This is a genomic window from Ruegeria sp. I3 (assembly GCF_056532525.1).
On sequence record NZ_JBQFNI010000001.1, the window covers coordinates 284,450 to 308,576 of the forward strand.

Genomic DNA, 24,127 nt, shown 5'->3' on the forward strand with positions numbered 1-24,127 from the left:
AATTCTCATGGAAGGCGATCTCGCACACATCGGCGCAGGCCTGGCAGCAATCGGTTCCGGCGCAGCCGCAATCGGGGTGGGCAACGTTGCAGGCAACTTCCTGGCCGGCGCCCTGCGCAACCCTTCGGCGGCTGCTTCGCAGACCGCAACCCTGTTCATCGGTATCGCGTTCGCAGAAGCGCTGGGCATCTTCGCATTCCTGGTCTCGCTGCTGCTGATGTTCGCCGTATAATCTGCGGAACCTGATCCTTACGCGCAGATGGGCCCAAGCCATAGCGGCCCATCTGTTGTAAAGACAACGTTCCGACGGAGGACATCATGGCGACTGAACCCATTGCTGAAGAAGTAGTAGGCACATGCGTTGATTCCAGCGGCTACGCCGTCGGGATGCCGCAGCTCTGCTTCGATTGGTTCCCCAACCAGATTTTCTGGCTGGTCATCACGCTGGTCGTCATCTTTCTGGTCCTGTCCCGCGTGGCTCTGCCCCGCATCGCGGCAATCCTGGCTGAACGCCAGGGGACCATTACAAATGACCTGGCTGCGGCCGAAGATCTGAAGGCCAAAGCGGTCGAGGCCGAAGAGGCCTATAACAAAGCGCTGGCCGATGCCCGTTCTGAGGCTCAGCGTATCGCAGCGGAAGCCCGCGCCGAAATCCAGTCTGGTCTGGATGACGCGATTGCCAAGGCGGATGCGGAAATCGCTGCAAAGGCGGCTGAATCGGAAAAGGCAATTGCCGAAATCCGTGCCGGTGCGCTGGAAAGCATTCAAGTGGTTGCCAAGGATACGGCGGCTGAACTGGTCACAGCACTGGGCGGCGAGGCGGATGCCAAAGCCATCAACAGTGCAGTAGATGCGCAGACGAAAGGATAAGTGACATGCGGAACACTCTTGCCCTTATCCTGACCGTTGGTGCCGCCAGCCCCGCGCTGGCCGCAAGCGGCCCGTTCTTCTCGCTTGCCAACACTGACTTTGTCGTCACTCTGGGCTTCATCGTCTTTATCGCGGTCCTGTTCTACTTCAAGGTCCCCGGTATGATCGGTGGTGCGCTGGACAATCGCGCCGAAGGTATTCAAGCCGAGCTGGACGAAGCCCGCGCCCTGCATGAAGAAGCACGCAGTCTGCTGGCCTCGTACGAGCGCAAGCAGCGCGAAGTTCAGGGTCAGGCCGAAGCTATCGTTGCCGCGGCCAAGGAAGACGCGGTTCTGGCGGCTGAACAAGCTAAGGTGGATCTGGAAAAATCCATCGCGCGCCGTCTCGCGGCAGCGCAGGATCAGATCGCATCGGCTGAGGCATCTGCCGTCAAGGAAGTCCGCGATCAGGCCATCACCGTAGCGGTTTCGGCAGCCAACGCCGTGCTGGCCAAACAGATGACCGCAACGCAGGCGAACAAGCTGATCGATGCATCCATCGCGGATGTGGGTGAAAAGCTACACTGATCGCCTGGATCATATGATTTGAAAAACCCGAGGGCTTCAGGCTCTCGGGTTTTTTCTTTTCGTGGCTTCCAGTTTGAAGGATCAGACCTCTCCAGTCTCGTGCTTCAAACGCTGTTGCGCTATCTCTTCATTGCGCAGGGCCTTCTGCTGATCGGCCATGCAGCTTTTGACAAAGTTCAGATGATCTTCGACCGCCTTCCGTGCCCCTTTCGGGTCGCGGTCCTGCAGGGCTGTGTTGATGGCTCGGTGCTGGTCCAGAATTGCGTCGCGGGTGGTGCGTTGCTGGAACATGATCTGTCGGTTGTAGAATACGCCCTGCCGCAGCAGATCGAACATCGACCGCATCATATGCAGCATCACCACGTTATGACTGGCCTCGATGATCGCCATATGGAACTGGGCGTCCAGATGCGCCTCTTCTTCGGCTGCATTGCGGGCGTGGGCGTCTTCCATCTTGTCCAGTATGGTCTGCACCACCTTCAGATCGCTGCCCGAGCCCATGCGAGCGGCACGCTCAGCCGCTAGACCCTCCATGTCACGCCGGAATGAGAGATAGTCGAACACTGCCTCGTCGTGATTGCCGAACAACCGGATCAAAGCTGGCGCGAAGGCCGAGCCCAGAACCTCGGCCACATAGATGCCCGATCCGGCCTTGGCAGTCAGCAATCCCTGCTCCTGGAGGTCCGAGATTGCCTCGCGCAGCGACGGGCGCGACACGCCCATCCGCTCGGCCAGCTCCCGTTCCGAGGGCAGGCGTTCTCCGGGGCGCAGAATGCCGCGCAGGATCAGCAGTTCGATCTGGCGCACAACAGCCAGTGACAGTTTTTCGGTTTGAACTTTTTGAAAAGGCATCTGGCTACCACTTGGAATTGGTCAAGTCACTTGACCACGTTTGTAAGGGGCGTTCAAGTCGCTCACAGAGGTTGAAACATTAGGTCAGAATTATTGACATAAGAGGCGCATTGCCTAATCTGCGTCCCAAGGGCGGAGGAGGCCCCCTACGATGGATCAGCTCTACGCCACCCGAACCGCTCGGATGAAGGCTTCCGAAATCCGCGAATTGCTGAAACTGCTGGGCGAGCCCGGTATCATTTCCTTCGCAGGCGGTATTCCCGACCCCGCTTTGTTTCCAGCAGAGGCTTTCGCCGAAGCGTTTCAAAATGCGCTTAGCCCAGATCAACAGGCGCAGGCGCTGCAATATTCGGTCAGCGAGGGCTATGCCCCGCTGCGTGAATGGCTGGCCGACCATATGCGTGGGATCGGCGTTACGTGCGGCATCGACAACATCCTGATCACCTCAGGCTCGCAGCAAGCGCTGGATTACTTGGGTAAGTTGTTCTTGTCACCGGGTGATACTGCGTTGGTTGGGTGGCCCACATATCTGGGCGCGCTCAATGCGTTTGACGCTTATGAGCCGCGCTTTGACCAGCTTAGCATCAATGGCAATCGTGGGGCTGCCGAATACCAGGCCGCCGCCGGTAACAGCCCGATCAAATTCGCTTATCTTTCCGCCGATTTTGCAAATCCGACTGGTGAGACGGCCGATTTGCGGGGCAGGGAGGCGCTGCTCGATCTGGCAGATGAATTGGATTGCGCAGTAATCGAGGACGGAGCCTATCAAGCACTGCGCTATGACGGCGATCCGATCCCTCCGATCCTCGCGTTAGAACAGGCGCGCAAGGGATCGATCGAGAACTGCCGGACGATCTATTGCGGCAGCTTCTCGAAAACTCTTTCACCGGGGTTGCGGCTGGGTTGGGTGGTTGCAGCAAAACCGGTGATCTCGCAACTGGTGCTGCTGAAACAGGCGGCTGATCTGCATTCTTCTACGATCAACCAGATGGCGGTGTATCAGGTGGCACGGGATCGCTTCGACACTCATGTCCCCATGCTACGCCAGACCTATGCCGCGCGCCGCGATGCGATGCTTGAGGCGCTCAACCAGCACATGCCCAATGGCGTCGACTGGACCCGACCCGAGGGTGGCATGTTCATTTGGGTCACTCTGCCCAAGGAAATGAACGGCGCCGACCTGCTGGCGAGGGCGCTGGAAACGGTCAAGTTGGCCTTTGTACCCGGTCAGGCTTTCTATCCCGACGACACCGGGTCGAATACCATTCGACTGAGTTTTTCCAACTCGGATGAGGACACGATCCGCGAGGGTATATGCCGGTTAGGAGAAGTGTTGCGCGCCTGAACCGGGGAAAGGTTTCATTAACCATATTGTCGCTAATAAAGCAGCATGATCCGCGTGCTCGCTTTCCTGTGCCTCGCCGCCTGCTCGGGTGGTACACCCTATTTTCGCGACTTGCCCGCAACGCGCGTCGCGGTGAATGGCAGTATCTTCGACGTCCGCGTCCGCAATGAACTGGCCGAGGCCGTCCGCGTGAACCCGCAATACGCGCCGCGTCTGGGTCCGATCCGTGACCGGGCCGCGCTGGCCATGGCGCAGGTCTCGGGCTGTCCGCTTCTGGACGTTCTTGGCGATGCGGCCGTCACTGTGGGCGTGCTGGGCTGCGACCAGGAACTGGGGGAAAAACTGATTTTCGGCGCACTCCTTCGCCGTCCCTATGAATGCGTTGATTACGGATATTACGAAGACTACGGATATCAGGTCTTTGAATGCTCGCCTTACTGAGATACGCGAGACTCCGCGTAGTTTTGCCAAGATGTTGTGGATAACTTGGTCCAATCTCCCATATCCTGCGCAATCACGTTGACACCTCCCCCATCCGTTGCGCAGACTTCTTACCCATAGGAATCATACCAAGAGCAGCCATTGCGCTTTAGCAAACTCAAACTGACAGGCTTCAAAAGCTTCGTGGACCCGACCGATCTGATCATCGCGGACGGGCTGACCGGAGTGGTTGGTCCGAATGGCTGCGGCAAGTCCAATCTGCTGGAAGCGTTGCGCTGGGTGATGGGTGAAAACCGTCCCAAATCCATGCGCGGTGGCGCGATGGAAGATGTGATCTTTGCGGGCGCTGCCACTCGGCCTGCGCGCAACTTTGCCGAGGTGGTCCTGACGATGGACAACTCGGAACGTTTGGCGCCATCCGGCTTCAACGACAGCGACCAGTTGGAAATTGTCCGCCGCATCACCCGCGATGTGGGCAGTGCCTACAAGACCAACGGCAAGGACGTGCGCGCCCGCGACGTTCAAATGCTGTTCGCGGACGCCTCGACCGGTGCGCATTCGCCTGCGCTGGTGGGGCAAAACCGCATTGCCGAACTGATCAACGCCAAACCCCGCGCACGACGTCGCATTCTGGAAGAGGCCGCCGGCATCTCCGGGCTTTATCAACGCCGCCACGAGGCAGAACTGAAACTGAAAGGCACCGAGGCCAACCTGACCCGCGTGGATGACGTGCTGGAACAGTTGGGCGGGCAGTTGGCGCAACTCGCCCGTCAGGCCCGTCAGGCAGCGCGTTATCGTGAGATCGGCGAGCTGTTGCGTCAGGCCGAAGGGATGCTGCTCTATCGCCGTTGGAAAGAGGCCGACATGGCCCGTCAGGCGGCCGAGGAAAAGCTACGCGACCGGATCACCGAAGCCTCTCGCGCCGAGGCATCCGCCCGTGAATCCGCCGCCAAACGCGCTGAGATCGAGGAAACCCTGCCGCCCCTGCGTGAGGAAGAGGCCATCGCCGCAGCCGTCCTGCAGCGCCAGCAGGTACAACGCGATCAGCTGTCGGATCAGGAAACCCGCGCACGCCAGACGATCGAGACTCTGACCAACCGTATCCAGCAATTGGGCAACGACATCGAACGCGAATCCGGTCTGAACCGGGATGCGGGTGAGATGATCGAACGGCTCGAATGGGAGGCCCGCGAGCTTGCAAAAGCCGCCGATGGCTATGACGAAAAGGTCGCTGAAGCTGCAGAAGTTGCGCGCGAGGCCGCGTCGGTGTTGCAGGATCGCGAAGATCACCTGTCGCAGGAAACCGAAGACATGGCCCGTCTGGTGGCCCGCCACCAATCGGCGCAACGACTGGTTGAAGACAGCCGCAAGACACTGGCTCGTTCCGAGGGCGAGGAAGAAAAGGCCCGCGCCGCCGTGGACGAGGCGCGCAATGCCCTTTCCCGCGCCAGCGAGGCGTTCGAGACCGCGCAGGAGGGTGAGGAAGAAGCCCGCGAAGCTGCTGAAGCAGCGGAAGAAGCGCTGGCCGCCGCCGACGAGCTGCGCAATGACACGCAGGCGCGTGAGGCCGAGGCCCGCGCCAAACGCTCCGAGGCCGAGGGTGAACTGGGCGCGATAAGGGCCGAGACCACCGCGCTGGCCAAGCTGGTCGAACGCGACACGGCTGAGGGTGGGCAAGTGCTCGACATGCTGCGGGTGGCAACGGGCTTTGAAAAGGCATTGGGGGCTGCGCTGGCGGATGACCTGCGTGCACCATTGGTCGAGGGCGACGGACCTTCAGGTTGGGTGCAGGTAGCGGGCTATGACAGCGACCAGCCCTTGCCCGATGGGGCCGAGCCGCTGGCGTTGCATGTGTCCGGCCCCGACCGCCTAAGTCGCCGTATTGCGCAGATCGGTCTGGTCGATGCGGATCAGGGCGCGCGCCTGCAGGCGTCGTTGAAACCGGGTCAACGACTGGTGTCGCGCTCGGGTGATCTGTGGCGCTGGGACGGATTCCGCGCCTGGGCCGAGGATGCACCAAGCGCTGCCGCCCTGCGTTTGGAACAGCTCAACAAGCTTGAGGCGCTGAAACAGGAACTGGCCCGCACCGAAGCGCAGGCCGACGGTGCTCGCGCCGCGCATGAGGCGCTGTCGCAGCAACTGGCTGACGTCACCGAAGCCGACCGCCGCGCGCGCGATGCCCGCCGCGCCGCCGATCAGCGCATGGCCGAAACCGCGCGGATGCTCAGCCGGGCCGAGGCGGATCGCAATCTGGCGCAGGGCAAACTGGAAACACTGACACTCGCGGTCGACCGTCATAAGGAAGACGCCATGTCCGCCCGTGCACAACTGCGTGAGGCTGAAGGCGCGTTGACTGGCCTGGGCGATCTCGACAGCGCCCGCGCGCAAGTCGAGGACATCAAGCAGACGGTCGAGGCGGCGCGGATCACCATGCTGACCCACCGCTCAACGCATGATGAATTGCGCCGCGAGGGCGAGGCGCGCACCCGGCGCACGCAGGAGGTGACTAAGGACCTCAGCGGTTGGCGGCATCGTCTGGAAACGGCGGAAAAGCGGATATCGGAACTGGCCGAACGCAAGGAAAGCTCGGAAGAAGAACTGACCGAGGCGATGGCGGCCCCCAGCGAAATCGCCGAGGCGCGGGAAGAACTGAACGAGTTGATCGAAACCGCCGAAGCCCGCCGGGCCGAAGCCGCTGACAAGCTGGCAGAAGCCGAAACAGCGCAGCGCGAGGTGGTTCTTGCCGAGCGCGAGGCTGAACGTCTGGCCTCGGAAGCCCGCGAGACCCGCGCAGCCGCTGAGGCGCGATGCGACGCGGCTAAGGAAAGCGTCGTCGCGGCAGCCGAACGGATTGCCGAGGATCAGCAACTGACGCCGAACCAGTTGCTGAACCAGCTGGACGTGAACCCCGACCAGATACCCGCCGCTGACGCGCTTGAGGCCGAGGTCAATCGCCACAAGCGCCAGCGCGATGCGATGGGCGCGGTGAACCTGCGGGCCGAAGAGGACAGCAAGGAAGTTCAGGAAGAATTCGACACGCTGAACGGCGAAAAGGCTGATCTGGAAGAGGCGATCAAGGCCCTGCGCAGCGGTATCGCCAGCCTCAACCGCGAAGGACGCGAGCGTCTGCTGACCGCGTTCGAACAGGTGAACTCGAATTTCGCGATGCTGTTCAAACACCTCTTCGGTGGCGGTGAGGCCAATCTGGTCATGGTCGAAAGTGACGATCCGCTGGATGCGGGCCTTGAGATCATGTGCCAGCCGCCAGGCAAGAAACTTTCGACCCTCAGCCTGCTGTCGGGCGGCGAACAGACCCTGACCGCAACGGCGCTGATTTTTGGTGTCTTCCTCGCAAACCCGGCCCCAATCTGTGTGCTGGATGAGGTTGACGCGCCGCTGGACGATGCCAACGTCACCCGCTTCTGCGACCTGCTGGACGAGATGTGCCGCCAGACCGACACGCGCTTCCTGATCATCACCCACCACGCGGTGACCATGGCGCGGATGGATCGGCTGTTCGGTGTGACCATGCAGGAACAGGGCGTCAGCCAACTGGTCTCGGTCGATCTGAAAAAAGCCGAGCAGATGGTCGCCTGAGCGATCACCGCAACGTTATGACCCATTCCCGGCTTGCCGGGTTAGGGTAGCGTATGACCCGATCACTGATCTTTTTTCTGCTATGCGCCACCCCACTTGCGGCCGCCGAATGGGCCACCAAACCCGGGGACCAGCGGCTTTCTCCGCAAGAGCTTGAGGCTTTGGCGGGCCAGACTCTGACATTCTATGATGACGGTCAGTCCAAATACTCGGCCGGAGGGGCCTATTCCTATACCTATGCCAGCGGCGAATCCGCCTTTGGCACCTATTCCATCGCCGGGGACGGCAGCGTTTGCATCGCATATCGTAACGGGTTCAGCCGATGCGACCTATATGTCCGCAGTGGCGAGCGGTTGATCCTGATTGATGAGAAAGGCAACCGCTATCCGGTCAGAGCGAGTAATTGATCTGTTTTTTCCGATCAATTAGATATTTTGATAGAGAGCTTGAGCAAAAACGGAAGATAACGGGATAATTACCATCTCCTCAAGTTGTAGAATGCCCTGGATCGAAAAACTGATGGGGATGCCAAATGTGCCGTTTTTTGGCTTGGGTTGGGGAGCAGCGATATCTGGATGAATTGATCCAGGAGCAAGAGCAATCGCTTGTCATCCAGAGCCGCAACGCGTTGATCGGGAAGACACCAATCAATGCCGATGGGTTTGGACTGGCCTGGTATTCTGATCGCGAAACGCCTTGTTTCTACAAGGACACTCATCCCGCGTGGTCCGATGCAAATCTCAAACAACTGGCTCATCACACACGATCACGACTGTTTTTGGCCCATGTAAGAGCGTCGACAGGCACTGCGACCTCGCGCAACAACTGTCACCCATTTGGATTTGGCAAATGGAGCTTCATGCACAATGGCCAGGCTGGAGGGCATGACCAAATCCGGCAGCAGCTCGATGCTATGATCCCGGCACATTTATACGGGCACCGAATGGGTGCGACAGAAAGTGAAGCGATCTTTTTGATTGCTCATGGCGAAGGTCTGGATTCAAATCCGATCGACGCAATGGCACGGGCCGTGGGGCGGGTGGAAGCGCTGTCCCGACAATGCGGATCGTCGCCTTATATGCGGTTTGCTGCGTGCTGGTCAGACGGCAAGCGTGTATTTGCGGCGCGCTATGCGTCTGATCGTTATGCACCCAGTCTGCATTACCGAACCTCAGAAGACGGGATAGTGATATCGTCCGAACCGCTTGATGCAGACAGTGACGGCTGGGTTGAAATACAGCCCAATACCGCCATCGTCACAGAAGGCTCGCTGGTATCTATCCATGCGTTTGATCCGTCAGTGAAACGTGAACCTGCAAAGGTTGCCTAGGCGCTGACCCTTATAGCTGCTTCAGCAGCTTTGTCGTTGGCCACGCATCGGCTGGCAAACCCAGATGCAGTTGTTCAGCCTGCACAGCCGCACGCGTTCCGGCCCCAAGGATGCCGTCGATCTTGCCTACGTCGTGCCCGCGCGCCTGCAGTTTGCTCTGCAACTGTTTCATTTGCGCGCCCGTCAGCCCCGGCGCGGGGTTGCCTGCGTCGTAGATCTGCGCGCCTTCCAGCCGTGTGCCGAAATAGGCGGCGGTCAGGACGTAAACGAAGCTCTGGTTCCATTCGAAATAGACGTCGAAATTCGGGTAAGCCAGAAAGGCGGGGCCCTTGTGCCCTTGTGGCAGGATCAGTGAGGCAGGCAGATTTGCCAACGACCCACTGCGCGCCTGCACGCCCATCGCCTGCCATTCGGACACTGAGCGGGGCTTGCCGGGGCCAGAGAGAGACCAGTCCATCTGCGCGGGCACGGTGACCTCTTGCAACCATGGCTGACCCGGTTGCCAACCCAGATGCGACAGCATCTTGGCCCCGGACATCAGTGCATCTGGCGCCGAGGTTTTTAGCGAAACCTTGCCGTCTCCGTCCCCATCCACGCCGTTTTCCAGAATGTCGCGGGGCAGCATCTGGACCATGCCGATTTCACCGGCCCAGGCTCCGGTGGTGCGGGCCGGGTCAAAATTGCCCTGGCTGTACAGCTTGATCGCGGCGAAAATCTGCGGGCGGAACAACTCGGGGCGGCGGCAGTCGTGGGCCAGCGTCACCAGCGCGTTGCGAGTGTTGAAATCGCCCTGAAAGGACCCGTAGTCGGTCTCGAACGCCCAAAATGCCAGCAGCACACCGCGCGAAATGCCGTATTCCTGCTCAATCCGGTCAAACACCGCGTCGTATTTGCCCGACATGGCCTTGCCCCGGTCGATCCGGTTCTGTGAAATCAGGCGCCGCGAGAAGTCGATGAATGGTTTCTGGAATACGCCCTGCGCGCGGTCGGCTTTCAGAACGGCTCCGTCCTGCTGCACGCCCCTGAAAAAGCTGTTGACGGTGGATTTGTCGTAACCCTGCTGAATGGCTTCGGCTTTCAGCCCTTTGACGAAGGTATTGAACCCGCCGCCGCATTGGGCGAGTGCAGGCGAGGCGAAGAGGGCGGCGGCAATAAGGCCGGAAAGGAAACGCATGGGTCTGATCCGTCAGAATATGAAGTTGAACCCAACCCACACCGACACGAGCCCAAGCGCAAGCCCCCATACCTGCCAGAGCATGTCTGATGCGCGAAAAACCTCCGCCGCGTCGATATTCTGCCGCGCATTCCCGTTCACCCAAGCAAGATCCCGCATCTGGCCATCATAGCTGCGCGGTCCGGCCAGTGCGATATCAAGCGCACGTGCCATCGCGGCCTCGGGCCAGCCTGCGTTGGGTGAGATATGGCGGCGTGCATCCTCAACCATCTCTCCCCAGCGCGACCATTGGCTGGACAGCGCGACGATCATTACGAAGGTCAGGCGTGCCGGGACAAGGTTCAGCACATCATCCAGCCGCGCCGCTGCCCAGCCGAAGGCGCGGTATTTGTCGTTGCGATAACCGATCATACTGTCGGCGGTGTTGACGACCTTGTAAACCAGTAGCCCCGGCAGACCTGCGACCAGAAACCAGAAGGCAGGGGCAATCACCCCGTCGCTCAGGTTTTCGGCGGCACTTTCGATGGCGGACCGCGCCACTTGCGCCTCGGTCATGTCCCGCGTATCGCGCGAGACAATCATGGCGACTTGCGCGCGCCCTTCGGTAAGCGAGTTCAACAGGCCTTCACCTACTGCGCGAACATGGGTGATCAGGGATTTCTGGGCCAGAAGAATGGCGCAGACCACGATCTCGACGATCGGACCAAGCAGCTCCAGCAACCGGCCAAGGATGAGTGCCACCGCAACCAGGATGAGCACCGTCGCAACCCCTTTGAGGCGGCGATACGCGCTATGGTTCAGCCGGTTGTCCAGCCAGCCAATCGCGTTGCCCATCAGTACGGCAGGGTGGCGAATCCGCGACCACAGCCAATCAGGCTCACCCAATGCTGCGTCCAGACACATAGCGCAGACCAATAGGAACGCGGTGCTCACAGCGCTGCTTCCAACCGGGCCCAACCATCTGCTGGCGGTAATCCAAGGCGCAGGTAGGTCCGGGAATAGGGAAAAATACGGCTCCAGATATGCGCCCGCGCCAATCGGTCTTGCCAGGCGGTCGCGTCATCAACGTCGTAGAGGCGGAACAGGCTGGTGCCGCCAATCAGCCGCGCATCCTTGGCCGTTACAAGCTGATCCAACCGTGTTGCTTCATTTGCTAGACGCATGCGCGTTTCATTAGCCCATTTTACATCGTGCAACGCTTGCGCGCCGATCCGCAGTGCCGGGCCGGATACGGCCCATGGTCCCGTCAGGTCATTCAACCGCGCAATAAGATCGGGATGGCCGATTGCAAAACCCAGTCGCAACCCGGCCAACCCCCAAAATTTGCCAAAGCTCTTCAGCACCACGATGCCGGGCCGCTGGGCCAGATGAATCAGCGAGGCTTCGGGCGTTACGTCGCAGAAGCTTTCATCGATCACCGTCAGCGGCGCGTCGACATCCGCGTCCTGCCAGATGCGCCCATCAGGATTGTTGGGGTTTACGATGACATGTGCCTGAGCCGGGCCGCTCTCGTGCACCGTCCAACCCTGAGCGGTGAATGCAGCGGCATGTTCGTTATAAGTGGGCATCGTGATCTGCACGCGGCCGGCTTTGGTCAGCGCGGGCACGCGGGCAATCACCGCAGAGGCACCAGGCGATGGCAGAATCTCGGCCCCATCAGGCACGTTCCAAAACACCCGCGCCGCGTCCGAGAGGCGTTCGAACGCGCCATGATCCGGCAGTTCCATCCAGTCCGGAGGCTGCAGGCCCGAGACCTCATAAGCATGCGGATTGATCCCCGTGGACAGATCGATCCAGTCTGCGCGCGTGCCCCCAAACCGCGTCATCGCGCCATCCAGCCCTCCGCCATGATCGCGCGCAGCCCGAGGGTTCAATCTGTCATCCTGTCCAACCATCTGCCCCAGCCGGAATCGCCTATTTCTCATGCTTCAAGCGGATTTTTGCCGTTCTTACAAGCGAATCCGCCCGATCACGGCGCTGTGCGGGCCTTGTTAACACTTTGTTAAGGAAATCGCGTGATCACGGACAACAGGGGTCGGCACCACTCACCCATATCACGTGCCGAGGTTGTTGCAAATGAAAGTACTGATTGTTGAGAGTAACCCCGATCTAGGTCGGGTCTGGCAGCGGCATCTGCAAAGGCAGGAGGCCGAAGTCACGCTGGTCGAAACGCAAGAGGCCGCGATCCTGGCGCTGTATGGCACCGCATTCGATATCATCGTGCTGGATCTGGTTCTGGAAACCGGCAGCGCCTTGGCGGTTGCCGATTTCGCAAGCTATCGCAGGCCCGAGGCGCGAGTGATCTTCGTCACCAACACCACATTCTTCTCGGACGGATCAATCTTTGCCCATAGCGCCAATGCCTGCGCCTATGTCCAAAGCTCGACCCCGCCCGAGGATCTGGCGGCCATGGTCGAACACTACGCGGCGGGGCGCTGATCCCGCCCATGAGGTTCTGAATAGTCCAACGTTGGATTCACCGGAATAATTCGGTGCGGATTGATGCTGTCATGGCTGTAGTGATAGTGGCGCACGATGTGGTTCATGTTCACTGTCTGCGCCACGCCGGGCCATTGATATAGCTCCCGCGTAAAGGCCCAGAGGTTCGGGTAGTCCACCAACCGACGCTTGTTGCATTTGAAATGTAAATGATAAACCGGGTCGAACCGGATCAATGTGGTGAACAGGCGCCAGTCGGCCTCGGTCACGCGGTCACCCATAAGATAGCGGTTCCGGGCCAGACGATCCTCAAGCCAGTCCAGCGTGTCGAACAGAGGGCCAACCGCGGCGTCATAAGCTTCTTGCGAGGTGGCAAAGCCGGATTTGTAGACCCCGTTATTGACATCGGAATAGATGCGCGCGTTGACCTCCTCAATCTCGTCCCGCATCGCCTCGGGCCAGTAGTCGTCGGTGTTACCGGTGATCCCGTTGAAAGCCGAGTTGAACATGCGGATGATTTCCGAGCTTTCGTTCGACACGATCGTTTTCTCAACTTTGTCCCACAGGATCGGAACCGTAACGCGGCCCGAATAGTGAGGGTCAGCACGGGTGTAGATTTGATGGGCAAATTCTGATCCGAACAGTTTGTCGCCGGTCGCGCCATGGTCGTCGGTCTCAAAGGTCCAACCTTTATCCAGCATATCCGGATGCACGACCGAGACCGAGATATGGTCGCTCAGCCCTTTCAACTCACGAAAGATCAGTGTGCGGTGCGCCCAAGGGCAGGCGTGGCTGACATAGAGGTGATAGCGCCCCGATTCCGCCTCGAACCCGCCGCGCCCCGAGGGGCCGGGCGCGCCATCGGCGGTGATCCAGTTGCGAAACTGTGCGGCCGAGCGTTTGAATGCCCCGCCTGTGGATTTGGTGTCATACCAGGTGTCATGCCATTCGCCGTCGACAAGCAGGCCCATCGTTATTCCTTTCGCATTGCGATTGGGTCAAAGATAGGCCGTCTTGCGCCCCGATCCTATTTCACCGGGCGCGCATCAGGCCTGCATGCGCGCACAGGTGGGATGCGGTGTCTGGGCACCAGAACCGCAATGCCAAAACTTATGTGACGCCGTTCACTGGATTTTTACAGGAATCGCGTCAGACTAATGAGTGTTAAGGGGGGAAGTTTATTATGAGTACCTATGTTTCCAAGGAAATTCGCGCCGAATTGGATGCGGCCCGAATCGCTACCCTCAAGAAATCCAGCCGTTTGCGGGTGGAGGTTGGCGACAATAGCTTCAAAATTTTGACATTGTGGAAGGATGGTTTCACCGTCGAGGCCGAAACCACGCCACGCCTGCGTGGGCTCGTCGATATCTATGACGGTGCCAATCACATGTATCAGTGCCTGATCATCGCAGATGAAGAAGCGGTGGGTGAGATGCGCTATGAGTTCAAGCGCAGCACCGTGGCAGCCGACAAGGCCCCGCTGGATTTCTACCGCGCCCCGGATGCACCGATCGCATTGCTCGAAAACCGCGACTGACGCGCGCACCGTTTGACCTTTGGCACCGATGCGCCACCGGCGCTCGGGCGGCAATGGTGCCACGAGATTCTCGGTATCAGGCCGGACGGTTTAGTCGGAGGCCGTCAGGGTCAGGTGCACAGGAGCCAAACCATCGATGCCGCCTTCAATTCGGTCTCCGGCGACCACAGGCCCGACCCCGGCGGGTGTGCCGGTCAGGATCAGATCGCCGGGGCGCAAATGGTAGAAACCCGATAGATGGGAGATCAGTTCATCGATCTTCCAGACCAGCTCTGACAATGTGGCGTCTTGTACGACCCGCTCATTGACGCTCAGATAGATGCGCTTGTCATCAGATGGGCTCCAGTCATCGGCGCGGGTCAGCGGAGCGAAGACCGCGCCGTTTTCCACATCCTTGCCCAGATCCCAGGGGCGCTGCTTGTTGCGCTCACGAATCTGCAAGTCGCGGCGCGTCATGTCCAAGGCACAGCCGTAGCCAAAGATCGCGGCTTGGGCCTGCGCGGCCGTGGCCTGAAAAACCGGCTTGCCGATGGCAACGGCCAGTTCCATTTCATGATGATAATCCTCAGTCCCAGCCGGATACGGCACATGCGCTCCGGTCAAAACCGCGTTGGGCGCGGATTTGGTGAAGTAAAACGGCGCCTGACGATCCACCTCATGCCCCATCTCGGCAGCGTGGGCGGCATAGTTGCGGCCCACGCAAAAAATCCGCCCGATCGGATAGGTCGCCTGTTCCCCCTGCACCGGGATGCTTGGGATGTCCGGAAGCGTAAAAAGGTGGTTGGGCATGACGTGCCTCCGATTATTTGTGAACGGGGTTCATTGTAAATCGCCAAAGGCTGTCTTCAATCGCGCACAGGCTTCTTCAACCCGCTCGCGTTGGGTGGCCAGATTGAAGCGCTCGAAGGTTTCTCCACCGGTGCCAAAACCGGGGCCTGAGGATGTCGCGATCCGCGCATCTTCGCGTAGGCGGCGGACAAACTCATCGTGGCTCATACCCGTGCCCGAAAAATCGACCCATGCCAGATAGGTCGCCTGCAGAGGCATCGACCACAGGCCCGGTATCTCGGCGATGGCAGCATCAAACAGCTTCCGGTTCGCGTCCAGGTGGGCAATTTGTTCATCGACCCATTTTGCACCTTCCGGCGAATAGGCGGCAGTGATCATCGCCACACCCAACGCACTGGGGTCATAGTCCAGCGTGGTGATCCGGTGCCGCATCTCGGCCCGCAGCTTGGCATCGGGAATGATCATGTTGCCGGTACGCTGCCCGGCGATGTTGAATGTTTTCGACGCCGCGGTCAGTGTCACCGTCCACGGGCGCGCATCGGGGGCGGCCGTATCCATCGGTACGAAGGTATTGCCCGGATAAACCAGATCATGGTGAATCTCGTCCGACACAAGGATCAGCCCGTTGCGCTCCGCAAACGCCGCCACAGCGCGCAGTTCTTCCGGCGTCCAGACCCGACCTGACGGGTTCTGCGGCGAGCACCACAGCAGCAGCTTTTCTGATCCGTCCAACCGCGACTGCGCATCGTCCAGATCAAGCCCATAGCTGTCGCCATCGCGTACCAGCGGGCATTCCACCACGCGGCGGCCGGATTTGTTCACCTTATGGGCAAACTCATGGTAGACGGGCGTGAAGATCACGACGCCATCTCCCGGTTCACTCCAAACATCCAGACACAGGGCAATCGCATTGCCCAACCCTTGCGAGGTCAGAATCCAATCGGTGTCGATCTCCCAGTTGTGGCGTGTCTTCATCCACCACTGGATTGCATTCAGATAATCCGGGTGCATCCATGAATATCCAAACGCGCCATGATCGGCCGCTTCCCGCACCGCCTCGATCACGCAAGGGGCCGTGGCATAGTCGGAATCAGCCGTCCACATGGCCAGCCCATCCTCGGGGGCGACACCGTAAAGCTGCTCCATCTTGTCCCATTTTGAAGAGTTGGTGCCCCGGCGGTCGATCAGGTCGTTGAAAGTCATGTCATCTCCATCTGTCGAGGCGAAAGCTAACCACAAATCCATAAGGTGCAAGGGGGCCGTTGCGGAGGCGGGCGCGATGGCCTAAATCAGCCCCATGAAACGCAATATCCTGATCCATCCCGATCCCCGCCTGAAAAAGGTCTGCGCGCCGGTGGCCGACATCACCGACGATCTGCGCAAACTGGCCGATGACATGCTGGAGACGATGTATGACGCGCCCGGCATTGGCCTTGCTGCGCCGCAGATCGGTGTGCTCGACCGGCTGATCGTGGTGGACTGCGTCAAAGAAGAAGGCGAGGCCCCACGCCCACTGGTGATGTTCAACCCCGAGGTCATCGCGTCCTCGGACGAGACCAACGTTTACGAAGAAGGCTGCCTGTCGATCCCTGAGCAATATGCCGAAGTCACGCGCCCGAAGACGGTTGATGTCACCTGGCTGGACCGTGACGGTAATCTGCAGCAGGAAACCTTTGATGATCTCTGGGCGACTTGTGTGCAGCATGAGATCGACCATCTGAACGGTAAGCTCTTCATCGACTATCTCAAACCGCTCAAGCGTCAGATGATCACGCGCAAAATGCAGAAGCTCAAGCGCGAAAAGGCCCGTACATGACGGTGCGGACCTGCCTGCCGTGGCCCGACAAGCGCCTGCGCACCAAGGCCGAGGATGTCACGGAAATCACCGACGACATCCGCACCATCTGGGACGATATGATCGATACGATGGAGGCGATGCCGGGTGTTGGCCTCGCTGCGCCGCAGATCGGAGTGATGCTGCGGCTGGCTGTCGTGGATGGCTCGACCCAGCGAGGCAAAGCTGTGCGACTGGCCAACCCCGAGATTCTGCACAGCTCGGTTGAGCTGCGTGAACATGACGAGGCCAGCCCGAACTTGCCCGGCGTGTCCGCCAAGGTGAAGCGACCGCGCGCAGTGACCGTGAAATTTCTCAACGAACAGGGCCAGATCGACCGCCGCGATTTTGTCGGCATCGAGGCCACCAGCGTGCAGCATCAGATCGACCACCTGAACGGGCGGATGTATTTCGACCGGCTCAGCAAGGTCAAACGCGACATGCTGCTGCGCAAAGCACAGAAGATGGGGTGAAACCCCATCCTACGGAGGGACGGATGCGTATCATCTTCATGGGAACGCCAGATTTCTCGGTGCCGGTGCTGGATGCGCTGGTCCGTGCCGGGCACGAAATCGCCGCCGTCTATTGCCAACCGCCACGCCCCGCCGGTCGCGGTAAAAAAGACCGTCCAACCCCGGTGCACGCGCGTGCCTTGGCGCTGGGCTTAGACGTTCGCCATCCGACCTCGCTGAAATCGCCCGAAGAACAGGCCAGCTTTGCCGCGCTGAACGCCGATATCGCGGTGGTCGTCGCCTATGGCCTGATCCTGCCACAACCTATTCTGGACGCGCCAACCCATGGCTGCCTGAACATTCACGCCAGCCTGTTGCCGCGCTGGCGTGGGGCCGCGCCTATACACCGCGCGATCATGGCAGGCGATGTGCAAACCGGTGTTTGTATCATGCAGATGGAGGCCGGGCTGGATACCGGTCCCGTTCTGCTGCGCGAAGCCACCGAGATCGGGATTGAGGAAACCACGGCGCAACTCCATGACCGCCTGTCGGATATGGGCGCGGCTCTGATTGTTGAGGCTCTGGCCAAACTGCACAGCCTTACACCTGACCCGCAGCCCGATGAGGGCGTGACCTACGCCGCCAAGATCGACAAATCCGAGGCACGTATCGACTGGTCGGCCCCCGCGTCCGAAGTCGATAGAAAAATCCGCGGTCTCTCCCCGTTCCCCGGCGCATGGACCGAGGTCGAGGGTAATCGGATCAAACTACTGGCTTCGCGGCTGGCCGAAGGACGGGGCACTCCGGGCGAGATGCTGGACGACCACCTGCGCGTGGCTTGCGGCGAAGGCGCAGTTGAGTTGCTGCGCTTGCAACGGGCAGGCAAGGGCGCGCAGGATAGGGAAACTTTTCTGCGGGGATGGCCCATGCCGGCCGGGACCCGCCTGTCATCGGAGTAGGCGTACATGATCATGATCATGATGGGCACGGTCGTGATTGCCGGGATCGTAGGCTATCTGTCTGAACAGACTGGCTTTACCCATAACGGCTATCTGCAGTCGATCATCATCTGCGTGGGTGGTGCTTTCCTGTTCTATTTCGTGCGCATCATGTTCGGCATCAGCTTTGGCCCGCCGGGGTTGGACGCGGTGCTGTCCTCGATCGGTGCGCTGATCATCGTGCCCACGCATTGGAGGAAATGATATGCCGATCATCGCCCTGATCATCGTCGGAGCCGCTGCAGGTTTCCTCGCCACCCGCCTAATGCGGATCGAGGCCGATATTCCAACCACCATGCTGATCGGCATTGTCGGCGGTTTGGTAGGCGGTTTGGTCCTACGCACGCTCATCACCGTGATGGGATGGCTCTCAGGGTTTATCGGCGCCGTTCTGGGCGCGCTTTTGGGGATATGGATTTGGCAGACATATATCCGCCGCTGATCGCTTGACCCGACCGTGATCTGCGACCAATGTCCCGTCAATTCTTTGTTGAAAGGCCTCTCATGTCGCATGATCTGACCGCCGGAGACGTCGCGCTGATGGGCGTGCCGTTGGACCTGCATTCCTCATTCCTGCAAGGCCCCGCCTTTGCCCCGGGTCGCATCCGCGAGGCGTTGCATTCCGGCGCGGCCAACCTGACCGCCGAGGATGGCACTGATCTGGGCGCAGCCGACCGTTTCAAAGACACCGGCGATCTGGATGTGTTCGAGATGATGGGGCAGGAACCCATCGACCGGATCGAGGCAGGGGCCGCCGCCCGGATTGAAACCGGCGCACGGCTGCTGTCATTGGGCGGTGATCACTCGGTGGCCTTTCCGCTGATCAAGGCGCATGCCGACCGGTATGAGGGGCTGAATATTCTGCATATCGACTCACATCCCGACCTCTATGACAGTCAGCAGATCGGCCCGCTGGGCCATGGCTGCCCGTTTGCCCGCGTGATGGAGACAGGCAAGATCAACCGTCTGGTGCAGGTCGGGATCCGCACCATGAACAAGCACCAACAGGAACAGGCCGACAAGTTCGGGGTCGAGGTGATCGACATGCGCAACTGGAGCCCCGATCTTGAGATCAGCTTTGACGGCCCGGTCTATCTGTCGCTGGACCTCGATGCGCTGGATCCAGCCTTTGCCCCCGGCGTTTCACATCACGAACCTGGCGGTCTCAGCACGCGCGAGGTGATCGACCTGATCCATCGCTTCAAAGGGCAGCTGGTCGGCGCGGATATTGTCGAGTTGAACCCGCACCGCGACCCCTATGGCATGACCGCCATGGTGGCGGCGAAATTCGTCAAGGAAATCGGCGCGCGGCTGCTCAGTCGCTAACGTTCGTCGCAGATTGCGGCAGTGCCAAGGCGAGGGGCGGACCGTGTAGTCATGTCGAACCGGTTCGCCTCGGACGCCGTCATCCAGTGCATCTCTTCCTCGGATGCTGCATCCAGCGTGAACCAGTAGAAGTCGGGATCGACGCCGATATCTTCGAAATAGTTCAAATACCGGTCATGCTCGGGGTGATCTTCGGGTAGCTCCGCAGCGACATAGCCGCCGCCGCCCCAGCTGTGGACCCCCACGCAGGCGCCGGGTTCCAGCACGCGTCGGTTACCCGCTAGAAACAAATCGGTGCCGCCCGAGGCCACCAGCCCGTTTGACGGAACCACCGTGTCGAACCCTTCCTCACGCACTACGCGACTGAAGACCACATTCGAGTCATCATCGACCGAACCTTCGATATTTTGCAGCACCAGCGTCTTAATTTCGGGGTTCTCGTCCATCACTTCTTCAAACGCGCTGAGCGTTGTATGGTCGATCGTTCCGGACGCGACGATCTGATTGCCCACTGCCGTGAAGCTGACCGGGGCGTATTGCTCTGCACATGCCGTTAGCAGCAGTGCCGTGGCCAGAAACGAAAGTCTGTAGGTCATCGCGATCTCTTGTCCGTTTCTACCCTATTGCCGAGGCGGTCGGGCCTTGTAAACCGGCAACTGCCAACCGAACAGCAGAGATCCGGCGCGCAACGCCCAGCAAATCAATGCACATAAGCCCAATGCCAGCAGGCCTTCCAGCCCGAGGCGGGTGGCAAACACAGCGGTCAAGGCTCCGATAAAGGCGCAGGATACGTAAAGCTCACCTTGTTTCAGTACCAGCGGCACCTCGTTGCACACCACGTCACGCATCAAGCCGCCCAAACAGCCCGTGGTCACCCCCATCAGCACTACGATGATACCGGATTGATCCAGTGACAACGCTGCACCCGTGCCAGCAGCGACCGCGATGGACAGGGCGAAACTGTCCAACCAGACCAGCCAATTATACCGGCTTTCCACTAGGTGAGCGGTAAAAAATACCAGCACCGCAGCGCCGCAAGCGATCAGGATATAGGCGGGCTGACCGACCCAGAAGATCGGATGTCGGTCCAGCAGCAAGTCGCGTACGGTACCACCGCCCACTGCCGTCAGACAGGCGATGAAGGCAAACCCGACCAGATCAAGCTGCGCTCGGCTGGCCACCAGCGCACCGGTCAGCGCAAAGACCAAAACCGAGGCGTAATCCAGCAGGGCAAGCCCGCTCACGCCTGCGCCTTCTTAGGTTTGAACGGGGCCATGCCGGCGCGTGCCAACTCATCCGCGCGTTCATTTTCGGGATGGCCCGCATGACCCTTGACCCATTCCCATGTCACCTGATGCCGCTCTTGCGCCTCATCCAGCCGCTGCCACAGATCGACATTTTTGACCGGCTTCTTGTTCGACGTCTTCCAGCCGTTCCGCTTCCACCCGAAAATCCATCCCGTAACGCCGTTCTTCACATAAGCGCTGTCGGTGACGATAGTCAGTTCCGAGGGCCGCTCCAGCGTCTCCAAAGCACTGATTGCAGCCAGCAGTTCCATCCGGTTGTTGGTTGTCTCGGCTTCGCCTCCGCTCAGCTCGCGTTCTTTCAGGATGGTCTCGCCATCCATCGCGCGCAGCAGTACGCCCCAGCCGCCGGGGCCGGGATTTCCGGAACAGGCACCATCGGTATAGGCAAAGAGATCAGGCATGAGCGAATACCAGAATGAATCCGTCGTAAGACCCGGCCAAACCTTTCCCCATTCCCTGCATGGTACGATCAATGGTGAAACCTGCCGAGGTCAGGGCGTCCTTGATCTGGGTCTCTGAATAATAGGTATAGTAACGGTCCAAATCATCGCGATGCTCGCCCGTGCCCAGCTTCATTCCTAGAAACAGCTGCCCGCCCGGCTTCAGTGCGGTGTGGATCGCGTTCAGATGACGCGGGAAATCGGCGCGCGGGGCGTGCAGCAGGCAGAAACTGGCATAGACGCCGTCATACTCTGCCACCTCGGTGACGTCATCGAAGGTGCCAAGGTGGGCGTCAACACCGTTGCTCCGCGCATGTTCAACAAAGGCAGGGGTGGCATCCAGCGCCCGTACCTTCAGCCCTTGCCGCATCAAAAACGCGCTGTCTGATCCGGGACCCGAGCCCAGATCCAGCACATATCCACCCTCGCGGACCGCATCTACAAAAGCCTGACGCGCCTCTAGCTGCTCGGCGGGCAGGGGGATCCTTAGGTAATCCGCAACGCGATCCGTGTAGGCCTTGATAGTCCGTTCATCACTCACAGGTAAATTCCCACAGCAAGACAGGTCAGCACGACAGCGGTTAGCAGGACGCGCAGCCGCATCCACCAGACCGGGGTCAACCGCCAATATGAGAACATGGCGTCCAGCAAAAGCAAGCCCGCAAACCCATACATCAGGTTGGTGCCCGCATTCACCGGACCGCCGCCGGTCGTGAAAAATGCCCAAAGTGCAGGCAACACCGACAAAGTGTAACAGGCCGCAGCTTTGCTGCCTGAGGTTTTGGTGGCGAAGCCCCACAGCACGCCCGACATGAAACTCAGGATCACCGAGCCATAGAATAGCTGAATATACGGCCCCACGAAGCGCGACCCCAGCGTCTGCCGACCCCAATCGTTCAAATCACCGTTCAGATAAGTCAGCGCGCCCCAGACAAACGGGATCAGCCCAGCCAAACCAAGGAATAACGGCGCGCGGGGGATGCCGCTCATGCTGGTTCCCGCAATACGCGGGGAACTTTGAACTCGACATTCTCGACAGCGGTTTCGACCAGCTCGACGGTGACATCGTAGTGGTCGCGGAATGCATCGATCACCTCGTTCACCAGCACTTCGGGCGCGGATGCCCCGGCGCTAACCGCAATGCTGGAAATTCCTTCCAGCGCACGCCAGTCGATCTCGGTCGCGCGCTGCACCAGCTGCGCATAACTGCATCCGGCGCGCGAGGCGACCTCGACCAGACGACGTGAATTCGATGAGTTCGGCGCACCCACCACCAGCAAGGCATCGGCTTTCGGAGCGACGGCTTTCACCGCTTCCTGCCGGTTGGTGGTGGCATAACAAATGTCTTCCTTGTGCGGCCCGACGATGGCGGGGAAGCGGGCCTCAAGCGCGGCAATAATGTCCTTGGTGTCATCCACCGATAGGGTTGTCTGGGTGACAAAGGCCAGCTTTTCGGGGTTACGCACAGCGACCTGCGCCACATCTTCTACCGTTTCAACCAGCAGCACCTCGCCATCGGGCAGCTGTCCCATGGTGCCGATTGTTTCGGGATGGCCCTTGTGACCAATCATGATCATCTGCAGCCCGGCATCCGCGTGGCGCTGCGCTTCGACATGCACCTTGGATACAAGCGGGCAGGTGGCGTCGACATATATCATCTCGCGCTGGGCTGCTGTGGCGGGCACCGATTTTGGCACACCGTGGGCCGAGAAGATCACCGGGCGATCATCAGGGCATTCGTCCAGCTCCTCGACAAACACGGCACCCTTGGCGCGCAGACCGTCGACGACGAATTTGTTGTGAACAATCTCATGGCGCACATAGACAGGCGCCCCCCATTTTTGAAGGGCCATTTCCACAATCTTGATGGCACGGTCCACACCGGCGCAGAACCCGCGCGGGGCGGCCAGATATAATGTCAGCGGCGGCTTTGTCATTCGGCGATCTCCTGGACCGAACACCTAGGTCTTTTCATTGCCATGGTCCAGACAGCACTGCGTCATTTCACTGACATGAATCGCTGTTAGCACAAGGGTGTTTTCAGCACCTATACCTTTAAAGTCGCGCGGCCAGGGCTTCTGGCCCTGGCCGCGCATATTCTTGCCAACCCCCATTGGTGAGTGGTGGGGTTTGGTGGGGTCAGTGCCCGCCTGCAGCTGCGACGCTGCGGGGTTCAGTCGGCATCTCGCGCGGAGGGCGGCCGATCACGTCGCGCAGATCCTCCAACTCGATGAAGTTATCGGCCTGGCGGCGCAGTTCGTCCGAAATCATCGGCGGCTGGCTACGGATGGTCGAAACAACGGAAACACGTACGCCCTGCCGTTGCAGGCTTGCGATCAGCGGGCGGAAATCCCCATCGCCCGAAAACAGTACGATATGATCAACGCGTGGTGCCAGTTCCATGGCATCGACGGTAAGCTCGATATCCATGTTTCCCTTGACCTTCCGCCGCCCCATGCTGTCGGTGTATTCCTTGGCCGGTTTGGTGACCATGGTGAAGCCATTATAGTGCAGCCAGTCCACCAGAGGCCGGATCGGGGAATACTCGTCATTTTCCAGTAGCGCTGTGTAGTAGAAAGCTCTAAGCAGTTTGCCTCTGCGCATAAATTCCTGACGCAGCAACTTGTAGTCGATGTCAAACCCTAGTGCTTTGGCGGCTGCATAAAGATTCGAGCCGTCGATGAACAGCGCTAGCCGTTCGTCCTTGTAAAACATAAAATGGTCCTTCCGGTATAAGCCACCGCACCGTGAGCTCCGTGAGTGATAAAGTAATAGGTCAGTGCAATGGTGTCCTTAAAATAGGTGTTTTAGGCTTTATCGCAAGTATTCT

The 24,127-nt window shown here is 59.8% G+C and carries 30 protein-coding genes; 16 read left to right on the forward strand and 14 right to left on the reverse strand.

The window, feature by feature from the left end:
- Window positions 1-7: 7 nt before the first annotated feature.
- The 3 genes from ACR0L9_RS01520 (at window position 8) to ACR0L9_RS01530 (ending at window position 1,436) form a co-directional block, all read left to right on the forward strand.
- Window positions 8-232 carry a F0F1 ATP synthase subunit C gene (locus ACR0L9_RS01520; protein WP_005981269.1) on the forward strand — a complete coding sequence of 75 codons (225 nt, stop codon included), beginning with the start codon at window positions 8-10 and terminating at the stop codon, window positions 230-232.
- A gap of 86 nt (window positions 233-318) precedes the next feature.
- Window positions 319-870, forward strand: a complete 552-nt coding sequence (locus ACR0L9_RS01525; protein WP_170392646.1) for a F0F1 ATP synthase subunit B' — start codon at window positions 319-321, stop codon at window positions 868-870.
- 5 nt (window positions 871-875) lie between these two features.
- The gene (locus tag ACR0L9_RS01530; RefSeq protein WP_170392645.1) at window positions 876-1,436 is read left to right on the forward strand and encodes a F0F1 ATP synthase subunit B; all 561 of its coding nucleotides are present in this window, start codon (window positions 876-878) and stop codon (window positions 1,434-1,436) included.
- An 81-nt stretch (window positions 1,437-1,517) separates the two neighbouring features.
- Here ACR0L9_RS01530 and ACR0L9_RS01535 read toward each other — a convergent pair whose 3' ends face one another.
- Window positions 1,518-2,288, reverse strand: coding sequence for a FadR/GntR family transcriptional regulator (locus ACR0L9_RS01535; RefSeq protein WP_170392644.1), 771 nt, complete (start codon window positions 2,286-2,288; stop codon window positions 1,518-1,520).
- Between the two features lie 151 nt (window positions 2,289-2,439).
- Between ACR0L9_RS01535 and ACR0L9_RS01540 the strand changes: the two genes are divergently transcribed.
- The 5 genes from ACR0L9_RS01540 (at window position 2,440) to ACR0L9_RS01560 (ending at window position 9,001) form a co-directional block, all read left to right on the forward strand.
- Window positions 2,440-3,633 carry an aminotransferase-like domain-containing protein gene (locus ACR0L9_RS01540; RefSeq protein ID WP_480894475.1) on the forward strand — a complete coding sequence of 398 codons (1,194 nt, stop codon included), beginning with the start codon at window positions 2,440-2,442 and terminating at the stop codon, window positions 3,631-3,633.
- Window positions 3,634-3,678: 45 nt separating this feature from the next.
- Window positions 3,679-4,074, forward strand: a complete 396-nt coding sequence (locus ACR0L9_RS01545; protein WP_170392642.1) for a hypothetical protein — start codon at window positions 3,679-3,681, stop codon at window positions 4,072-4,074.
- 141 nt (window positions 4,075-4,215) lie between these two features.
- Window positions 4,216-7,671, forward strand: a complete 3,456-nt coding sequence (locus ACR0L9_RS01550) for a chromosome segregation SMC family protein (protein WP_480894477.1) — start codon at window positions 4,216-4,218, stop codon at window positions 7,669-7,671.
- 53 nt (window positions 7,672-7,724) lie between these two features.
- On the forward strand, window positions 7,725-8,078 hold the full coding sequence (locus ACR0L9_RS01555; protein WP_480894479.1) for a hypothetical protein: 354 nt from the start codon (window positions 7,725-7,727) through the stop codon (window positions 8,076-8,078).
- A gap of 125 nt (window positions 8,079-8,203) precedes the next feature.
- On the forward strand, window positions 8,204-9,001 hold the full coding sequence (locus ACR0L9_RS01560; RefSeq protein ID WP_170648503.1) for a class II glutamine amidotransferase: 798 nt from the start codon (window positions 8,204-8,206) through the stop codon (window positions 8,999-9,001).
- A gap of 10 nt (window positions 9,002-9,011) precedes the next feature.
- Here the strand turns inward: ACR0L9_RS01560 and ACR0L9_RS01565 are convergent, their stop codons facing one another.
- From ACR0L9_RS01565 to cobD, 3 genes are read right to left on the reverse strand one after another with little or no spacing between them, the layout of a single operon-like run.
- Window positions 9,012-10,175 (reverse strand): lytic murein transglycosylase, encoded by a 1,164-nt coding sequence (locus ACR0L9_RS01565; protein ID WP_480894481.1) that lies wholly within the window; start codon window positions 10,173-10,175, stop codon window positions 9,012-9,014.
- Between the two features lie 12 nt (window positions 10,176-10,187).
- A complete protein-coding gene (cbiB, locus tag ACR0L9_RS01570; RefSeq protein WP_480894482.1) occupies window positions 10,188-11,108 on the reverse strand; it encodes an adenosylcobinamide-phosphate synthase CbiB in 921 nt (306 codons plus the stop codon).
- Window positions 11,105-12,070: a threonine-phosphate decarboxylase CobD gene (gene cobD / locus ACR0L9_RS01575; RefSeq protein ID WP_480894918.1), complete on the reverse strand. Its 966-nt coding sequence runs from the start codon at window positions 12,068-12,070 to the stop codon at window positions 11,105-11,107. The genes cbiB and cobD overlap by 4 nt, the downstream gene beginning before the upstream one ends.
- 181 nt (window positions 12,071-12,251) lie before the next feature.
- On the opposite strand from cobD, the gene ACR0L9_RS01580 reads away from it, so the two are divergent.
- Entirely contained in the window at window positions 12,252-12,614 is a 363-nt protein-coding gene (locus ACR0L9_RS01580; RefSeq protein ID WP_008756687.1) for a response regulator transcription factor, read from the forward strand.
- On the opposite strand, the gene ACR0L9_RS01585 is transcribed toward ACR0L9_RS01580, so the two are convergent.
- Complete coding sequence (locus tag ACR0L9_RS01585) at window positions 12,596-13,585, reverse strand: glutathione S-transferase family protein (protein WP_170402342.1); 990 nt, start codon at window positions 13,583-13,585, stop codon at window positions 12,596-12,598. The two genes, ACR0L9_RS01580 and ACR0L9_RS01585, sit on opposite strands and share 19 nt — an antisense overlap.
- A gap of 212 nt (window positions 13,586-13,797) precedes the next feature.
- On the opposite strand from ACR0L9_RS01585, the gene ACR0L9_RS01590 reads away from it, so the two are divergent.
- The gene (locus tag ACR0L9_RS01590) at window positions 13,798-14,151 is read left to right on the forward strand and encodes a hypothetical protein (RefSeq protein WP_170513411.1); all 354 of its coding nucleotides are present in this window, start codon (window positions 13,798-13,800) and stop codon (window positions 14,149-14,151) included.
- Window positions 14,152-14,241: 90 nt separating this feature from the next.
- Here the strand turns inward: ACR0L9_RS01590 and ACR0L9_RS01595 are convergent, their stop codons facing one another.
- Together ACR0L9_RS01595 and ACR0L9_RS01600 are read right to left on the reverse strand one after the other, a co-directional pair.
- A complete protein-coding gene (locus tag ACR0L9_RS01595; protein ID WP_170609756.1) occupies window positions 14,242-14,940 on the reverse strand; it encodes a fumarylacetoacetate hydrolase family protein in 699 nt (232 codons plus the stop codon).
- Between the two features lie 30 nt (window positions 14,941-14,970).
- On the reverse strand, window positions 14,971-16,143 hold the full coding sequence (locus ACR0L9_RS01600; protein WP_170513414.1) for a MalY/PatB family protein: 1,173 nt from the start codon (window positions 16,141-16,143) through the stop codon (window positions 14,971-14,973).
- A 94-nt stretch (window positions 16,144-16,237) separates the two neighbouring features.
- Here ACR0L9_RS01600 and def (ACR0L9_RS01605) point away from each other — a divergent pair, with 94 nt between their 5' ends.
- The 6 genes from def (ACR0L9_RS01605) to speB all read left to right on the forward strand — a co-directional run bounded on the left by def (ACR0L9_RS01605) (window position 16,238) and on the right by speB (window position 19,550).
- Window positions 16,238-16,756 (forward strand): peptide deformylase, encoded by a 519-nt coding sequence (gene def / locus ACR0L9_RS01605; protein ID WP_170392632.1) that lies wholly within the window; start codon window positions 16,238-16,240, stop codon window positions 16,754-16,756.
- Window positions 16,753-17,247: a peptide deformylase gene (def, locus tag ACR0L9_RS01610; protein ID WP_170402334.1), complete on the forward strand. Its 495-nt coding sequence runs from the start codon at window positions 16,753-16,755 to the stop codon at window positions 17,245-17,247. The genes def (ACR0L9_RS01605) and def (ACR0L9_RS01610) overlap by 4 nt, the downstream gene beginning before the upstream one ends.
- A 23-nt stretch (window positions 17,248-17,270) precedes the next feature.
- Window positions 17,271-18,185, forward strand: a complete 915-nt coding sequence (gene fmt / locus ACR0L9_RS01615) for a methionyl-tRNA formyltransferase (protein ID WP_480894484.1) — start codon at window positions 17,271-17,273, stop codon at window positions 18,183-18,185.
- A gap of 6 nt (window positions 18,186-18,191) precedes the next feature.
- The gene (locus tag ACR0L9_RS01620; RefSeq protein ID WP_170392629.1) at window positions 18,192-18,428 is read left to right on the forward strand and encodes a hypothetical protein; all 237 of its coding nucleotides are present in this window, start codon (window positions 18,192-18,194) and stop codon (window positions 18,426-18,428) included.
- A 1-nt stretch (window position 18,429) separates the two neighbouring features.
- Window positions 18,430-18,666 (forward strand): GlsB/YeaQ/YmgE family stress response membrane protein, encoded by a 237-nt coding sequence (locus ACR0L9_RS01625; protein WP_480894486.1) that lies wholly within the window; start codon window positions 18,430-18,432, stop codon window positions 18,664-18,666.
- A 62-nt stretch (window positions 18,667-18,728) separates the two neighbouring features.
- Window positions 18,729-19,550 (forward strand): agmatinase, encoded by an 822-nt coding sequence (speB, locus tag ACR0L9_RS01630; protein WP_480894488.1) that lies wholly within the window; start codon window positions 18,729-18,731, stop codon window positions 19,548-19,550.
- Here speB and ACR0L9_RS01635 read toward each other — a convergent pair.
- From ACR0L9_RS01635 to ACR0L9_RS01665, 7 genes are all read right to left on the reverse strand, one after another.
- Window positions 19,547-20,146: a COG3904 family protein gene (locus ACR0L9_RS01635; protein ID WP_170392626.1), complete on the reverse strand. Its 600-nt coding sequence runs from the start codon at window positions 20,144-20,146 to the stop codon at window positions 19,547-19,549. The two genes, speB and ACR0L9_RS01635, sit on opposite strands and share 4 nt — an antisense overlap.
- 24 nt (window positions 20,147-20,170) lie before the next feature.
- Window positions 20,171-20,794 carry a trimeric intracellular cation channel family protein gene (locus tag ACR0L9_RS01640; RefSeq protein WP_170392625.1) on the reverse strand — a complete coding sequence of 208 codons (624 nt, stop codon included), beginning with the start codon at window positions 20,792-20,794 and terminating at the stop codon, window positions 20,171-20,173.
- Complete coding sequence (gene rnhA / locus ACR0L9_RS01645; RefSeq protein WP_480894490.1) at window positions 20,791-21,258, reverse strand: ribonuclease HI; 468 nt, start codon at window positions 21,256-21,258, stop codon at window positions 20,791-20,793. Before rnhA ends, ACR0L9_RS01640 begins: the two co-directional genes overlap by 4 nt.
- A complete protein-coding gene (locus ACR0L9_RS01650; protein WP_170565069.1) occupies window positions 21,251-21,838 on the reverse strand; it encodes a class I SAM-dependent methyltransferase in 588 nt (195 codons plus the stop codon). The genes rnhA and ACR0L9_RS01650 overlap by 8 nt, the downstream gene beginning before the upstream one ends.
- The gene (locus ACR0L9_RS01655; RefSeq protein ID WP_170818863.1) at window positions 21,835-22,287 is read right to left on the reverse strand and encodes a DUF3429 domain-containing protein; all 453 of its coding nucleotides are present in this window, start codon (window positions 22,285-22,287) and stop codon (window positions 21,835-21,837) included. The genes ACR0L9_RS01650 and ACR0L9_RS01655 overlap by 4 nt, the downstream gene beginning before the upstream one ends.
- The gene (gene ispH / locus ACR0L9_RS01660) at window positions 22,284-23,234 is read right to left on the reverse strand and encodes a 4-hydroxy-3-methylbut-2-enyl diphosphate reductase (RefSeq protein WP_170392621.1); all 951 of its coding nucleotides are present in this window, start codon (window positions 23,232-23,234) and stop codon (window positions 22,284-22,286) included. Before ispH ends, ACR0L9_RS01655 begins: the two co-directional genes overlap by 4 nt.
- Before the next feature lie 202 nt (window positions 23,235-23,436).
- Window positions 23,437-24,012: a LabA-like NYN domain-containing protein gene (locus ACR0L9_RS01665; protein ID WP_039541714.1), complete on the reverse strand. Its 576-nt coding sequence runs from the start codon at window positions 24,010-24,012 to the stop codon at window positions 23,437-23,439.
- Window positions 24,013-24,127 lie beyond the last annotated feature (115 nt).